Annotated in this window: 12 protein-coding genes; 5 read left to right on the top strand and 7 right to left on the bottom strand. The window is 68.6% G+C overall.

Features of this window, described 5'->3' with window-relative positions:
• The first annotated feature begins 136 nt into the window (after positions 1-136).
• On the top strand, positions 137-799 hold the full coding sequence (locus tag QSK34_RS03925; RefSeq protein WP_419672849.1) for an acyltransferase: 663 nt from the start codon (positions 137-139) through the stop codon (positions 797-799).
• A 39-nt stretch (positions 800-838) separates the two neighbouring features.
• Positions 839-1,444 carry a DUF4126 domain-containing protein gene (locus QSK34_RS03920; protein WP_285579910.1) on the top strand — a complete coding sequence of 202 codons (606 nt, stop codon included), beginning with the start codon at positions 839-841 and terminating at the stop codon, positions 1,442-1,444.
• Here the strand turns inward: QSK34_RS03920 and QSK34_RS03915 are convergent.
• Positions 1,392-2,183, bottom strand: a complete 792-nt coding sequence (locus QSK34_RS03915; RefSeq protein WP_285579908.1) for a class I SAM-dependent methyltransferase — start codon at positions 2,181-2,183, stop codon at positions 1,392-1,394. The genes QSK34_RS03920 and QSK34_RS03915 overlap by 53 nt on opposite strands.
• Before the next feature lie 152 nt (positions 2,184-2,335).
• Positions 2,336-4,447: an excinuclease ABC subunit UvrB gene (gene uvrB, locus QSK34_RS03910; protein WP_285579906.1), complete on the bottom strand. Its 2,112-nt coding sequence runs from the start codon at positions 4,445-4,447 to the stop codon at positions 2,336-2,338.
• Between the two features lie 166 nt (positions 4,448-4,613).
• Between uvrB and QSK34_RS03905 the strand changes: the two genes are divergently transcribed.
• Positions 4,614-5,387: a sporulation protein gene (locus tag QSK34_RS03905; protein ID WP_030450232.1), complete on the top strand. Its 774-nt coding sequence runs from the start codon at positions 4,614-4,616 to the stop codon at positions 5,385-5,387.
• A gap of 97 nt (positions 5,388-5,484) precedes the next feature.
• On the opposite strand, the gene coaE is transcribed toward QSK34_RS03905, so the two are convergent.
• The 5 genes from coaE to polA all read right to left on the bottom strand — a co-directional run bounded on the left by coaE (position 5,485) and on the right by polA (position 12,265).
• The gene (gene coaE / locus QSK34_RS03900; protein ID WP_285582032.1) at positions 5,485-6,066 is read right to left on the bottom strand and encodes a dephospho-CoA kinase; all 582 of its coding nucleotides are present in this window, start codon (positions 6,064-6,066) and stop codon (positions 5,485-5,487) included.
• A gap of 2 nt (positions 6,067-6,068) precedes the next feature.
• On the bottom strand, positions 6,069-6,566 hold the full coding sequence (locus tag QSK34_RS03895) for a GNAT family N-acetyltransferase (protein WP_285579903.1): 498 nt from the start codon (positions 6,564-6,566) through the stop codon (positions 6,069-6,071).
• A gap of 101 nt (positions 6,567-6,667) precedes the next feature.
• Complete coding sequence (gene rpsA, locus QSK34_RS03890) at positions 6,668-8,134, bottom strand: 30S ribosomal protein S1 (protein WP_030450235.1); 1,467 nt, start codon at positions 8,132-8,134, stop codon at positions 6,668-6,670.
• A gap of 188 nt (positions 8,135-8,322) precedes the next feature.
• Complete coding sequence (locus QSK34_RS03885) at positions 8,323-9,435, bottom strand: polysaccharide deacetylase family protein (protein WP_285579900.1); 1,113 nt, start codon at positions 9,433-9,435, stop codon at positions 8,323-8,325.
• 154 nt (positions 9,436-9,589) lie between these two features.
• Positions 9,590-12,265, bottom strand: a complete 2,676-nt coding sequence (gene polA, locus QSK34_RS03880; protein ID WP_285579898.1) for a DNA polymerase I — start codon at positions 12,263-12,265, stop codon at positions 9,590-9,592.
• Positions 12,266-12,340: 75 nt separating this feature from the next.
• Between polA and QSK34_RS03875 the strand changes: the two genes are divergently transcribed.
• Positions 12,341-12,730: a PaaI family thioesterase gene (locus QSK34_RS03875; RefSeq protein WP_285582030.1), complete on the top strand. Its 390-nt coding sequence runs from the start codon at positions 12,341-12,343 to the stop codon at positions 12,728-12,730.
• 489 nt (positions 12,731-13,219) lie between these two features.
• Positions 13,220-14,377 (top strand): branched-chain amino acid ABC transporter permease, encoded by a 1,158-nt coding sequence (locus tag QSK34_RS03870; protein WP_285579896.1) that lies wholly within the window; start codon positions 13,220-13,222, stop codon positions 14,375-14,377.
• Positions 14,378-14,386: the final 9 nt, after the last annotated feature.

Here is a 14,386-nt window from a genome sequence, read left to right as displayed (position 1 = left end):
TCCCGTGGTCCGAAAAAGTGTCGGCCATGTCCACGGGCTTCGAGCCTATCAAATGCTGGTGTCCCCAGCTCACCCACGTGCGGGAACCCGCCATAGGCGGAGATCTCACAAGAAGGTAACTTGATCCGTTATGTCGATGCGGCAACGGTTGACGGGCCGTCTGATCCATCGGGTGTGGGCGTACATCCGCAGAGCCGGGGCCGTCACCCCTCTCTCCCCGGCGGGCTACCGGTTCCGCAGGCTGGGCGACGGCGTGTGCATCGCGTTCCCCGTGGGGGCCATCTTCGGTGAGCAGTGGATCGAGATCGGCGACCACACCCTGATCGGCGAACGGGTCTCCATCTCGGCCGGCATGGGCCCGGGGGTGGACCTCGGCCCCGACTCCCTCGTCCGGATCGGCGGCTCCTGCTCGATCGGCCGGGGCTCCCACATCGTCGGCCACCAGTCGATCGACATCGGCGACCACGTCTTCACCGGCCCGTACGTCTACATCACCGACCAGAACCACGTCTACGACGACCCGGACATCCCGGTCGGACGCCAGTGGCCGCGTAACAATCCGGTCAGCATCGGCGCGGGCTCCTGGCTCGGCACGGGGGCCATCGTGCTGCCCGGCACCCGGATCGGCCGACAGTGCGTCGTGGCCGGTGGGGCCGTGGTCAGGGGCGAGTTCCCCGACCACTGCGTGATCGCCGGGGTGCCCGCCAAGATCGTGCGGCGGTACTCCCCCGAGGAAGGCTGGGTCGCGCCGGAAGTCCGGTTGATGCGGATCGCGGGAAGTTCCGGGGATATTTCGTAATAGTGGGTCGTTGTCCCCTCAGAGGGAGGTCGATCTGCTGTGTTCGCGACACTGACCGCTTTAGGGCTCTCCACGGCGGCCGGCCTGAACGCCTACATCCCGCTCATGGTGGTCGGCGTGCTGGCCAACGTGACCGACGCCGTGAAGCTGCCGCCGGAGTACGCCTGGCTGGCCGACGGCTGGGTGCTCGGCATCATCGGCGTGCTGCTCCTGGCCGAGTTCGTCCTCGACAAGGTGCCCGTCGTCGACCACGTGAACGACATGATCCAGACGGCGGTCCGCCCGGCGGCCGGAGGCGTGGTCTTCAGCGCCACCTCGGCGGCCTCCCAGCTCGACAACTCGGCCTGGATGGCCGAGCACCCGGCGGTCGGCTGGATCCTGGGCATCGTGACGGCCCTGATCGTGCACGCCGTGAAGTCGACCGCCCGCCCGGTGGTGAACGCCACGACGGCGGGCGTTGGGGCGCCCGTGGTGAGCACCGTGGAGGACGCGGGCTCGTTGTCGCTCAGCCTGGTGGCGGTGTTCCTGCCGGTGCTGGTGCTGGTCTTCCTGGCGGGGATGATCGCGATCGGCTGGGTGACGCTGCGCAGGCTCAGACGCCTCCGCCGGTCGCGGGCCCTGTCCAGGACGGCCGTTCGAGAGTGAGCAGCGTGTCGGAGAACTCCGGCGCCGGCGCCGTGGGATCGGCCGCCACGGCCCTCTCCAGACGCCCGAAGCCCTCTTCCAGCTCCTCAGGGCTCAACTGGGCGAAGAACGACAGGGTGCGCAGGCGCAGCCGCTCAAGCACCTCCTGACGGGTGCCGGAGGACGGCTGCACCACCGTGCCGAAGCTGGCGACCCGCCACCCGGCCGACGTGAAGGTCCGGATGACCTCGTGGAGCGGCTGGAACAGGGCGGCGTCGATCTCGAAGCCCCGGGAGAAGTGCTCCAGCCACCAGGGCCGGGGATGGTGGTCGCTGAAGTTGGCCCGCAGTAACAACCGCCCGCCGGGTTTGAGCACCCTGGCCAGCTCGCGCGCCGCCCGCTCCTTGTCCTGGACGTGGTGCCAGGACAGGAACATGAGCGCGTAGTCGGCGCTCCCGGACGGCACCGGCATCTCCTCGGCGGAGCCTTCCAGATAGCGCACGTCGGGATGGCGGGAATGCTCCTCGGCGACCTCACGCATGCGCACCGACGGGTCGATTCCGATGACCGGCCCGAACTCCTCCGCCAGCGCGGGGGTGAACCGCCCGGTCCCCGACCCGACGTCAAGGCCCATCAGGGGACGCCTCTCCGGCAGCACCGCCGCGAACGCGCCGATCCACACCTGGCGTTGCCGCTCGGTGAGCGCCCGGCCGCGCGCGTAGTCGCGGTACTGCTCCTTGTCGTAGTCGACCCGCCTCATCGCAGCTCCCGCGTCAAATGCCGGGGGATCACCCCGGCCATGTCCTGTGCGACCAGCCTCATCGAAAACGTTCGATTCGCGTCTCCTGGCCCGTCCTCGGCCATGTCGTATGGACCTGTCATCCGCCCACAGGCCCACGTCGGGTGCCGGGGTCAGCCGACTCCGGCCGTCTTCATGTCACGGACCTCGCGCTTGAGTTCCTTGATCTCGTCGCGTAGCCGGGCCGCGACCTCGAACTGCAGGTCGGCCGCCGCCGCGTGCATCTGCTCGGTCAGCGACTCGACCAGGGATTCGAGCTGGGCCCGGGGCATCTCGCCCACGATCGCCTTGGCGTGCTGGCCCGCCTGGCGGGACTTCAGGCCCGGCACGGGAGCCTTGCCGCGCGACTGCTGGCGACCCCCGCCGCCGAGCAGCTCGGCCGTGTCGGCGTCTTCGCGGTTCAGCGAGTCGAGGATGTCGGCGATCTTCTTGCGGAGCGGCTGGGGGTCGATGCCGGCCGCCTCGTTGTAGGCGATCTGCTTGGCCCGGCGGCGGTTGGTCTCGTCGATCGCCCGCTCCATGCTGGGGGTGATCTTGTCGGCGTACATGTGGACCTGGCCCGAGACGTTTCGGGCCGCGCGGCCGATCGTCTGGATCAGGGACGTCTCCGACCGGAGGAAGCCCTCCTTGTCGGCGTCGAGGATGGCCACCAGGGAGACCTCGGGCAGGTCGAGGCCTTCACGGAGCAGGTTGATGCCGACCAGGACGTCGAACTCGCCCACCCGCAGCTCGCGCAGCAGCTCGATGCGCCGCAGCGTGTCGACCTCGCTGTGCAGGTAGCGGACCCGGATGCCGTTCTCCAGCAGGTAGTCGGTCAGGTCTTCGGACATCTTCTTGGTCAACGTGGTGACCAGGACCCGCTCGTCGCGCTCGGCGCGGGCGCGGATCTCCTCCATCAGGTCGTCGATCTGGCCCTTCGTGGGCTTGATCACGACCTCGGGGTCGACCAGGCCCGTCGGACGGATGACCAGCTCGACGAACTCGCCCTTCGAGCGGCCCATCTCGTAGGGGCCCGGCGTGGCCGACAGGTAGACCGTCTGGCCGATGCGCTCCAGGAACTCCTCCCACTTCAGCGGCCGGTTGTCCATCGCCGACGGCAGCCGGAACCCGTGGTCGACCAGGGTGCGCTTGCGGGAGGCGTCGCCCTCGTACATCGCGCCGATCTGTGGGACGGTCTGGTGGGACTCGTCGAGGACCAGCAGGAAGTCTTCGGGGAAGTAGTCGAGCAGGGTGTAGGGCGCCGAGCCGGCCTCACGGCCGTCGATGTGGCGGGAGTAGTTCTCGATGCCGGAGCACGAGCCGATCTGGCGCATCATCTCGATGTCGTAGGTCGTGCGCATGCGCAGCCGCTGGGCCTCCAGCAGCTTGTTCTGGCCCTCCAGCTCGGCCAGCCGCTGCGACAACTCGGCCTCGATGCCGTTGATCGCGCGCTCCATGCGCTCGGGACCGGCCACGTAGTGGGACGCCGGGAAGATGTAGAGCTCGGTGTCCTCGGTGATCACCTCCCCCGTGAGCGGGTGGAGGGTGGCGAGCTTCTCGACCTCGTCGCCGAACATCTCGATGCGGACGGCGAGCTCCTCGTACTGAGGGATGATCTCGATCGTGTCGCCACGGACGCGGAAGGTGCCCCGGGTGAAGGCGAGGTCGTTGCGGGCGTACTGCATGTCGACCAGGCGGCGCAGCAGGCGGTCGCGCTCGATCTCCTGGCCGACCTTCAGGCGCAGCATGCGATCGACGTATTCCTGCGGGGTGCCCAGGCCGTAGATGCACGACACCGAGGCGACCACGATCGTGTCGCGGCGGGTCAGCAGCGAGTTGGTGGCCGAGTGGCGCAGCCGCTCGACCTCCTCGTTGATCGAGGAGTCCTTCTCGATGTAGGTGTCGCTCTGCGGGACGTAGGCCTCGGGCTGGTAGTAGTCGTAGTAGCTGACGAAGTATTCGACCGCGTTGTTGGGCAGCATCTCGCGCAGCTCGTTGGCGAACTGGGCCGCGAGCGTCTTGTTGGGCTGCATCACCAGGGCGGGCCGCTGGAGCCTCTCCACCAGCCAGGCCACGGTCGCGGTCTTACCGGTTCCGGTCGCGCCGAGGACGACGGTGTCCTTTTCGCCCGCGTTCACACGGCGCTCAAGGTCGGCGATGGCCGACGGCTGGTCACCGGACGGCGACATCTCTGTGACGACCTGGAAGGGCGCCACCTTGCGCTGCAAATCTGTTACCGGCCTCACGCCTCCATAACCTACGCGCCCCCACCGACAATTCCGGGGTCACCCGTTTGCAAGCGGGCGGCAAGTCAGCATCGTTAGGTTACGTTCGCACCTGGTTGGGGAACCCGGCGGCACGAACCGGCCGTTGAAGCGATCAACCGTCACAAATCAGTAGGAGCCTCCTGAAATGGTCTTCCGCAAGCTCATGGCCGCCTTCGGCGCCGGCGTCGAGGTCGACACCATCCTCGCCACCTCGACCGTCCGTCCCGGCGACACCCTCTCCGGCCAGGTCAACTTCGTGGGTGGCGGCAGCGACTACAACGTCGAGGGCATCTTCATCGACTTCACCGCCGTCGTCGAGGTCGAGAGCGGTGACAGCGAGTACAACGCCACCTACAGCTTCCTGCGCCAGCAGGTGGCCGGCCCGTTCCACCTGACCGCCGGCGCCCGCCACTCCGCGCCGTTCCAGATCCCGGTCCCGTGGGAGACCCCGATCAGCGCCATCGGCGGCCACCCGCTGCGCGGCATGAAGCTCGGCGTGAAGACCGAGCTCGCCCTCGCCGGCGCCCTCGACAAGGGCGACCTCGACCCGCTGTTCGTCACCCCGCTCCCCATCCAGGAGCACCTGATCATGGCGCTCGACCGCCAGGGCTTCCGGTTCAGCAAGGCCGACCTCGAGCGCGGCACCCTCCAGGGCTCCCGCATGCCGTTCTTCCAGGAGATCGAGTACTACGCCGGCCCGCAGTGGAGCCGCCACTTCAACGCCCTCGAACTGACCTTCATCACCAACCCCCACTCGATGGACGTCATCCTGGAGGCCGACAAGCGCGGCGGCTTCATGAGCTCCAGCCACGACACCTACAACCGCTTCACGGTGCCCCTCAACGGCAACCTGAACGCGGCCGAGCAGGCCCTCAACAACGGCCTCCACCAGATGGCCCAGCGCCGCGGCTGGTTTTAAAGACTTCGGTTCGTCGGTACGGCTTCCGCGGGGGCGGAGGCCGTTCTCCGTCCCGGCCCCGGCGTCCGGCTCAGCAGCAACCGCCCGGAACCCGGCCTCAGCCTGACGTCAGCCGGGCCCACACCTCGTCGATCTGGCGGTCGAGCTCGTCGAGCGCCCCGTTGTTGTCGATCACGAAGTCGGCGACCGCCAGCCGCTCCTCCCGCGTCGCCTGGGCCGCGATCCGGGCCCGGGCGTCGGCCTCGGACATCCCCCGGTTCTCCCCCAGCCGTCTGATCCGGACCTCGTCGGCCGTGTCGACCACGATCACCTTGTCGAAGGTGGGAGCCAGCTTGTTCTCCGCCAGCAGCGGCACGTCGTAGACCACCAGGCCGCCCTCGGGCACCTCGTCCAGAAGTTCCTGGACACGCACGCCCACTTTCGGGTGCACGATCCCGTTGAGGATCGCCAGCCGGTCCGCGTCGGAGAAGACGATCGAGCCCAGCTTCTCCCGGTCGAGCGAGCCGTCGGCGCGCAGCACGTCCTCGCCGAAGGCCGCGACGATCTCGGCCAGCCCTTCGGTCCCCGGCTCGACGACCTCGCGGGCGATCTTGTCGGCGTCGATCACGACCGCGCCGCGCTCGCCCAGCCGCCGGCTGACCTCGCTCTTGCCCGACCCGATGCCGCCGGTGAGCCCGATCCTCACGGCTCGACGACCCGTCGCATGTGCACCATCGTCAGATGGTCCTGCACCCGCTCGCGCCGGGTCTCCCCATAGCCGAGACGCTTGTAGAGGCGCAGGTTGGCGTCGGACAGATGGCCGGTGAACAGGTCGAAGGCGCGGACGTCGGGGTGCTCCGCGGCCACCCGCTCGTGCAGGGCCTCCAGCAGGGCGGTGCCGATGCCCTCGCCCTGGCGGTCGGGGGCCACGACCAGGCGGCCGACGACGCAGGCCCGGCCGGTGCCCGCGCCGGGGGTCACGTCGGCGACCAGGCCGCGGACGGCCCCCACGACACGGCCGTCGTCGACGGCCTTGAGCACGACGGCGCTCTCGACGGCCTTGCGGAGTTGTTCCAGCGACTCGACCAGCGGGGCGATGAAGGGGTCGCCGTAGAGCTGGGCCTCGCTGACGTAGGCGGCGCGCTGGAGGGTGAGGATCTCCCCGGCGTCGAGAGACTCGGCGCGCTCGATGATGACCATCGCGCCACACTACCGGGCCGGACGCCTTTACAAAGTAGATCCTTAACGGGAAAGCAAAAGGCCCCGCCCACCGAGGTGGACGGGGCCTTTTGTCGAGCTACTCAGCTCTGGCCACCCGCGAGCTTCTCGCGGAGAGCGGCCAGCGCCTCGTCGGAGGCGAGAGCGCCACCGGTCGACTGGCTGGTCGTCTGGGTCTCGCCGCTGTAGGACGACGGCGCGGCCTCGCTGGCCTCGGCGTCTTCGGCGCGGGCCTGCTCGACCTGCTTCTTGTGCGCCTCGAAGCGGGCCTGGGCCTCGGCGTACTGCCGCTCCCACTCCTCGCGCTGCTTGTCGAAGCCCTCGAGCCACTCGCCGGTCTCGGCGTCGAAGCCCTCGGGGTAGATGTAGTTGCCCTGGTCGTCGTAGGTCGCGGCCATGCCGTAGAGGGTCGGGTCGAACTCGACGTCGACGCCGGCGCCCTCGTTGGCCTGCTTGAGCGACAGGCTGATCCGACGACGGTCGAGGTCGATGTCGATGATCTTCACGAAGATCTCGTCGCCGACCTGGACGACCTGCTCCGGGATCTCCACGTGGCGCTCGGCCAGCTCGGAGATGTGGACCAGGCCCTCGATGCCCTCCTCGACCCGGACGAACGCGCCGAACGGCACCAGCTTGGTGACGCGGCCCGGCACGACCTGGCCGATCTGGTGGGTGCGGGCGAACTGCTGCCACGGGTCTTCCTGGGTCGCCTTGAGCGACAGGGAGACGCGCTCGCGCTCCATGTCGACGTCGAGGACCTCGACCGTGACCTCCTGGCCGACCTCGACGACCTCGGAGGGGTGGTCGATGTGCTTCCAGGACAGCTCGGACACGTGGACCAGACCGTCGACGCCGCCAAGGTCGACGAAGGCGCCGAAGTTGACGATCGAGGACACGACGCCCTTGCGGACCTGGCCCTTCTGGAGGGTGTTGAGGAAGGTCTGGCGGACCTCGGACTGGGTCTGCTCCAGCCAGGCGCGGCGCGACAGAACCACGTTGTTGCGGTTCTTGTCGAGCTCTATGATCTTGGCCTCGAGTTCACGGCCGACGTAGGGCTGCAGGTCGCGCACGCGGCGCATCTCGACCAGGGACGCCGGGAGGAAGCCACGCAGGCCGATGTCGAGGATGAGACCACCCTTGACAACTTCGATGACCGTGCCGGTGACGATGCCGTCCTCGTCCTTGATCTTCTCGATCGTGCCCCAGGCGCGCTCGTACTGGGCGCGCTTCTTGGACAGGATCAGACGGCCTTCCTTGTCCTCCTTCTGGAGAACCAGGGCCTCGACGTGCTCGCCGACCTCGACGACCTCAGCGGGGTCGACGTCGTGCTTGATCGAAAGCTCGCGCGAGGGGATGACACCCTCGGTCTTGTAGCCGATGTCGAGCAAGACCTCGTCTCGATCGACCTTGACGACGGTGCCTTCGACGATGTCGCCATCGTTGAAGTACTTGATGGTCTCGTCGATCGCGGCGAGGAAGGCCTCCTCGGAACCGATGTCGTTGACCGCTACCTGCGGGGTGTTCGAGGTGGCCTCAGTGCTGCTCGTCATGTGTGGAATTGCTCCGAACCGGACAGATGTCGTTGTGTCGAGGCGCAGCAGGCCTGCTTCGTTCAAGCCGGGGATCAGGATTGAGCGAGCGCGAGCCCGCTCCCTTCGAGGCGCGCGCGAGCCCACAGCGCAGCGATCAGCATATGAGACCAGGCGAGCGGGGTCAATCCGGAGGCCCGGGACGCAGCTTAATAGTAGATAACCTTTTTGCCACGCTTTGACGCAACTTTGGCGCGAAGTTGGCGCGGCACAGAGAGAGTCTCCGGGTCGCCGTCGGCCGTGTAGCGCTCGCCGGGGTGCTCGTCGAGCCACTTGAGCCAGTAGGTCGAGCACCACTTGCGGCAGTCGCCGGCCAGCCCGTTCGACTGGATCCGCTGGATCTGACGGGCGTCGTAGCCCTTGGCGAAGGGCGACTTCGACGGTTCGGCCCCGGCCAGGAACACACCCTCGTACCGGTACTTGTCGCCGTCCCACGACCCGCCGCGGCCCAGCGACCCCTTCCGGGGGCGGGAGCCGAACGGAAGGGCGAACGTGGAGAAATCTTCCACTCCCAGTTGCCTGAGCAGCCGCTCGCCCCGGACGATCTGCTCGCTGACCTTCTTGTTCGACAGGCTCCGCAGGTCCTTGTGGGCGTAGGTGTGGTTGGCCACCTCGAAGCCGTGGTCCATCAGCCACCGCACCCCCGCCTTCTGGGCGTCCCTGCCCTTGAGGCCGAAGGGCTCGCGGTTGACGTAGAAGGTGGCGACCGGACGGAAAGAGGGGTACTTCTTGGCCACCGCGAGGATGATCTCGACGGCGGTGTCCTTCGCCGGGAGCCCGTCGGCGCCGAGCGCGAAGTGGCTGGGGTTGCCGTCGTCGAAGGTGAGCACGACCGGGTGGGCCCCGGCGGCGACGTCCATCCGCCCCTCGACGAACTCGGCCGCGGTGACGGGCACGTAGCCGGCCCGCGCCAGCCGCTCCAGCTCCACCCGTAACTGCTTGGGGGTGCGGTCGATGGAGGCGCTGCGGTCCCAGCGGATGCGGTGGTACATGAGCACCGGCACGAGCCCGACCTCGTTGGCCTTCGCCTTCCGGGCGGACTCCTCGGTGGCCTTCACGGGGGCGGGCAGCGCGAAGCCGGGTAAGGCGGGCTGGGGCGGGGCCTCCTGGCTCTGCTCGGGCTTCTTCAGGGCCTCGGTGTGGGGCACGCCGCCGCGGGGCGGAGCGGCCGGTCCGCGCATGAGCGAGAGCGCGATCAAGCCCAGCGTGACCACCACGACGTTGGCCACACCGGTCAGGGAGACAACCTTCCGCACAATCATCTGACCCTAGTCGTGATCACGTTCCAGAAGGAGGCGAAAGGCCCACATAGCCCGTCTCGGGGCGAGGCGGGCGCGCCCGGTCGGCGCCGGGAGCGGCGCGAACCGGGGGCGGTGGCCGGCGCCGGGTGGGCGGAGCCGTAACGGAAAGAAGTCTCTAGTGGCCGGCGTCTTCCCAGTTGGGGCCGACGCCGACCGAGACGTCGAGGGGCACGGTCAGTTCGTAGGCCGCGGCCATCTCCTTCACGACGACCTGGCGGAGGTCGTCGAGCTCTCCCGGGTGGACCTCGAAGACGAGTTCGTCGTGGACCTGGAGGAGCATGCGGGAGCGCATGCCGGCGATGGCCCGCTGCACGTTGAGCATCGCCACCTTGATGATGTCGGCGGCGCTGCCCTGGATGGGGGCGTTGAGGGCCATGCGCTCGGCCATCTCGCGGCGCTGGCGGTTGTCGCTCGTCAGGTCGGGCAGGTAGCGGCGGCGGCCGAGGATGGTGGAGGTGTAGCCGTCGGTGCGGGCCTGGGCGACGATGTCGTTGAGGAAGTCGCGGATGCCGCCGAACTCCTCGAAGTATTCGTCTTTCAGCGCGCGGGCCTCGGCCACCGGGATGTTGAGCTGGCCCGACAGGCCGAAGTCGCTCAGACCGTAGGCCAGGCCGTAGTTCATCGCCTTGATCTTGGCGCGCATCTCGCCCGTGACCGCCTCGGGCGTGGTGTCGAAGACCTTGGCGGCGGTGGCGGCGTGGAAGTCGTGGCCCGAGCCGAAGGCCTCGATGAGCGAGCGGTCGCCGCTCAGGTGGGCCATGATGCGCAGCTCGATCTGGCTGTAGTCGGCCGTCAGCAGGGTCTCGTAGCCGGGGCCGACCACGAAGCCCTTGCGGATGCGGCGGCCCTCGGAGGTGCGGATCGGGATGTTCTGGAGGTTCGGCTTCTCCGAGGACAGGCGGCCGGTCGCGGCGATGATCTGGTTGAACGTGGTGTGGATGCGGCCGTCGTCGGCGATCTCCTTGATCAGGCCCTCGACCGTGGTGCGCAGCTTCTGCTGGTCGCGGTGGCGGAGCATGATCGTGGGGAGCTCGTGCTCGGTCTGGGTGGCCAGCCAGGCGAGCTGGTCGGCGTCGGTGCTGTAGCCGGTCTTGATCTTCTTGGTCTTCGGCAGGTTGAGCCGCTCGAAGAAGATCTCCTGGAGCTGCTTGGGCGAGCCGAGGTTGAACTGCTCCCCCACCGCCGCGTGGGCGGCGTCGACGGCCATCTTCACGGCGGCGGCGAACTCGGCCTCCAGCGCGGCGAGGTATTGGGCGTCGGCGGCGATGCCGGCCCTCTCGATCTCGGCCAGCACCCGGACCAGCGGGAGCTCGACCTCGGTCACCAGGCGGGCGCCGCCCCGCTGGGACAGGTGGTTCTCCAGCGCCTCGGCCAGGTCGAGCACGGCCACGGCCTTCATCGCCAGGTCGCGGGCGGCGGTGTCGTCGGCGTCGTCGAACAGGCTGGTCTGGCCGTTGGCCTCGGCGGTGTTCTCAAGGGTGCGGTGGAGGTAGCGCAGCACCAGGTCGTCGAGCGGGAACGAGCGCTGGCCGGGCATCGCCAGGTAGGCGGCCAGGGCGGTGTCGCAGGTGAGGCCGCGCAGGTCGAGGCCCTGCGCCCACAGGCCGAGCAGCGGGCCCTTGCTGTCGTGGACGGCCTTCTCGATCGTCTCGTCGGCCAGCCAGGCGGCCAGGTCGGCCTCGTCGTCGGCGGTCAGCCGGGTCAGGTCGAGGTAGGCGGCCGAGCCGCCGGCCGCCGCGAAGGCCATGGCGTCGATGCGGCCGGTGCCGCTGCCCCACGCCCCGGCGAAGGCCAGGCCGGTGCGGCCGGCCGGGAGCGCGCCGAGCCAGGCGGCCACGCCGCCGGGCTCCAGGGTGACGATGTCGGCCTCGAAGCCCCCCTGGACCTCGGGCTCGGCCGTGCCGAGCACCTTGAACAGGCGCTCGCGCAGCTCGCCCCGGATCTGGAGGCTGTCGAGGAGCTTGTTGATCTCCTCTCGGTCCCACTGGCCCATGGTCAGGGCGGCCGGCTCGACGTCGAGGGCGACGTCGCGGCGCAGCTCGGTGAGCATGCGGTTGTGGATGACCTGGCCGAGGTGCTCGCGCAGCTTGTCGCCGACCTTGCCCTTGACCTCGTCGGCCCGGCGCACCAGCTCGTCGAGCGAGCCGAACTCGCTGATCCACTTGGTCGCGGTCTTCTCCCCCACGCTGGGGATGGACGGCAGGTTGTCGCTCGGGTCGCCGCGCAGGGCGGCGAAGTCGGGATACTGGTTCGGCGTCAGGCCGTATTTCTCGGCGACGGCCTCGGGGGTGAACCGGGTCATGTCGCTGATGCCCCGGCGGGTCATCAGGACGGTGACCTTCGTGTCGACGAGCTGGAGCGCGTCACGGTCGCCGGTGACGATCAGGACGTCCATGCCCTCGCCGGCGGCGCGGGTGGCCAGGGTGGCGATCAGGTCGTCGGCCTCGAAGCCCGCCAGGGACAGGTGGGGCACCTTGAGGGTGTCGAGCAGCTCGTGGATCAGCAGCATCTGGCCGCGGAAGTCCTCAGGCGTCTCGGACCGGTTGGCCTTGTAGTCGGCGAAGGCCTCGTGACGGAAGGTCGGCTCGCTGCGGTCGAAGCAGACCACCAGGTGGGTGGGCGTCTCGTCGCGCAGGATGTTGGTCAGCATCGACAGGAAGCCGTAGACCGCCTCGGTGTGCTGGCCGTCGGTCGTCATGAGGTTGGCGTCCTTCAGCGCGTAGAACGCCCGGTAGGCCAGCGAGTGGCCGTCCAGCAGCAGCAAACGGGGGGTCTCTTCGGTCTTCGGCACGCTCAGAGCCTAGTCTCCCCCTACGACAGAACCACCCGGAAAGGAAGAGCCTTGACCCAAGAGCTCGTCGCGCTGATGAACGCCGCCGGAACGGGCCATCTGCCCGACCGGATGGGCATCGAGTTCCTCGAGGTCACCGCGGAGAAGGTGGTCGCCAGGATGCCGGTCGAGGGGAACACCCAGCCGTACGGGCTGCTGCACGGCGGCGCCTCGGTGGTGCTGGCCGAGACGGTCGGCTCGATCGCGGCGATGTTCCAGGCCGGCGAGGGCCGGGCCGCGGTCGGCATCGAGATCAACGCGACCCACCACCGGTCGGCCAGGTCGGGCCACGTCACCGGGACCGCCACACCCCTGCACCGGGGGCGCACGCTGGCGACGTACCAGATCGAGGTGGTCGACGACGAGGGCCGCGCGGTGTGCACCTCGCGGCTGACCTGCATGCTTCGCGATCACGCGCCGTCCTGACATCCGGACATCACAAAGCGGCATCACCCTGCACAGCGGCCACCGCTGTCGCTACTGTCTTTTCCTGAGGGGCCCGTGGCGGGCTGAGTAGACAACGTGCAGCGCCGGGGAAGCTCTGCACGGCCCCAAAGGCCGGCCACGGGCCCTTCCCGTTCCCCCGGTTCGGCCACCCCCACCTGCGGGGACGATGCAAAACGCACATGACACAGGCAGGTCACCGATTGGTGACGAACTGTCCGTAAACGGGCGTTCGGCTCTATGCTCCGGCCATTACACCGTGGACCTATCGCGGTGTCCCGTGTTCGGGATGGCGAGGCACAACCCCGTCATGACCTACGAGGAGCACCATTGCGCAGAGCCGTGATCGCGTTCACGGCCTTCATGGGTGGACTCATCTTCGTCTTCTTGGCCGGAGCGTCCACAGCGTGGGCGGCCGAAGGCGAAGAAGTCAGAGGCACACTCAGAATCCAAGGCCAGCCTGTAGAAGGCGTGAAAATCACCGTGGCGACCGACGCTGACGCGCCCGTCGGCGAGGCCACGACCGGACGCGACGGGACCTGGAAAGTCGCCGTCGACAAGGCCGGTTCTTACAAGGTCACGCTGGACCAGGCCACCCTTCCCGCAGGGAAAGCGCTGCGAGACCCCAACCGTGGGACGCTGACCGTCCAGGTTTTCGAGGGCAACGCGCGTAACGTGCTGTTCGGATTGGTCGACGCCAACGCCCCGCCCCAGGGGCAGCAGGGTGACGGGGGCGGTGGCAGCTCCTATTGGACCCGTGTGGCCCAGCTCGTGTTCGAGGGCCTCAACCTCGGCCTGATCATCGCGCTCGGCGCGGTCGGGCTCTCCCTGATCTTCGGTACGACCGGTTTGACCAACTTCGCCCATGGTGAGCTGCTCACCATCGGCGCTTTCCTGGCGTTCTTCTTCAACACCGTCCTCGGCCTGCACCTGCTGATCGCGGCGCCGATCGCGCTCGTGATCGCGGCGGGCCTCGGCTGGGGACAGGACCGGTTCTTCTGGGGCCAGCTGCGGCGCCGCAAGACCGGCCTCATCTCGATGATGATCATCTCGATCGGCCTGGCCCTGTTCCTGCGGGCCCTGCTGCTGTTCCTGTTCGGCGGTGGCGGCGAGTCCTACGATCAGTACGTCGCCCAGGCCGGCATCCAGATCGGCCCGATCTCGGCCACCCCCAAGAGCCTCGTCGCCATGGGCATCGAGATCGTGGTGCTGATCGCGGTGGGTCTCGCGCTGACCTACACCCGGCTGGGCAAGGCGACCCGCGCGGTCGCCGACAACCCGGCGCTGGCCTCCTCGTCGGGCATCAACGTCGACCGGGTCATCCGGCTCGTCTGGGCGTCCGGCACCTGCATCGCGGCGCTGGCGGGCATCCTGCTCGGCACCACCCAGAACCTGAACTTCCAGATGGGCCAGCAGGTCCTTCTGCTGATGTTCGCCGGCGTCACCCTCGGCGGCCTGGGCACCGCGTTCGGCGCCCTCGTCGGCTCGCTGGTCGTCGGCATGTTCGTCCAGGTCTCCACGTTGTGGATCCCGCCGGAGATGAAGACCATCGGCGCGCTGGTCGTGCTGATCATCGTGCTCATGGTCCGGCCGCAGGGCATCCTCGGCCGTCGCGAGCGGATCGGCTAGGAGGCACAC

It is taken from the genome of Herbidospora sp. NBRC 101105 (assembly GCF_030269205.1).
In the GTDB taxonomy this organism is placed as follows: domain Bacteria; phylum Actinomycetota; class Actinomycetes; order Streptosporangiales; family Streptosporangiaceae; genus Herbidospora; species Herbidospora solisilvae.
The sequence above is the reverse complement of the archived record's forward strand: the minus strand, read 5'-3'. Positions and strand labels throughout refer to the sequence as shown.

Bases quoted from the DNA above. Each gene is read 5' to 3' on its own strand.
- QSK34_RS03925 (WP_419672849.1), top strand. From the start codon at position 137: ATGCGGCAACGGTTGACGGGCCGTCTGATCCATCGGGTGTGGGCGTAC.
- QSK34_RS03915 (WP_285579908.1), bottom strand. From the start codon at position 2,183: ATGAGGCGGGTCGACTACGACAAGGAGCAGTACCGCGACTACGCGCGC.
- QSK34_RS03905 (WP_030450232.1), top strand. From the start codon at position 4,614: ATGGTCTTCCGCAAGCTCATGGCCGCCTTCGGCGCCGGCGTCGAGGTC.
- QSK34_RS03895 (WP_285579903.1), bottom strand. From the start codon at position 6,566: ATGGTCATCATCGAGCGCGCCGAGTCTCTCGACGCCGGGGAGATCCTC.
- rpsA (WP_030450235.1), bottom strand. From the start codon at position 8,134: ATGACGAGCAGCACTGAGGCCACCTCGAACACCCCGCAGGTAGCGGTC.
- QSK34_RS03885 (WP_285579900.1), bottom strand. From the start codon at position 9,435: ATGATTGTGCGGAAGGTTGTCTCCCTGACCGGTGTGGCCAACGTCGTG.
- QSK34_RS03875 (WP_285582030.1), top strand. From the start codon at position 12,341: ATGAACGCCGCCGGAACGGGCCATCTGCCCGACCGGATGGGCATCGAG.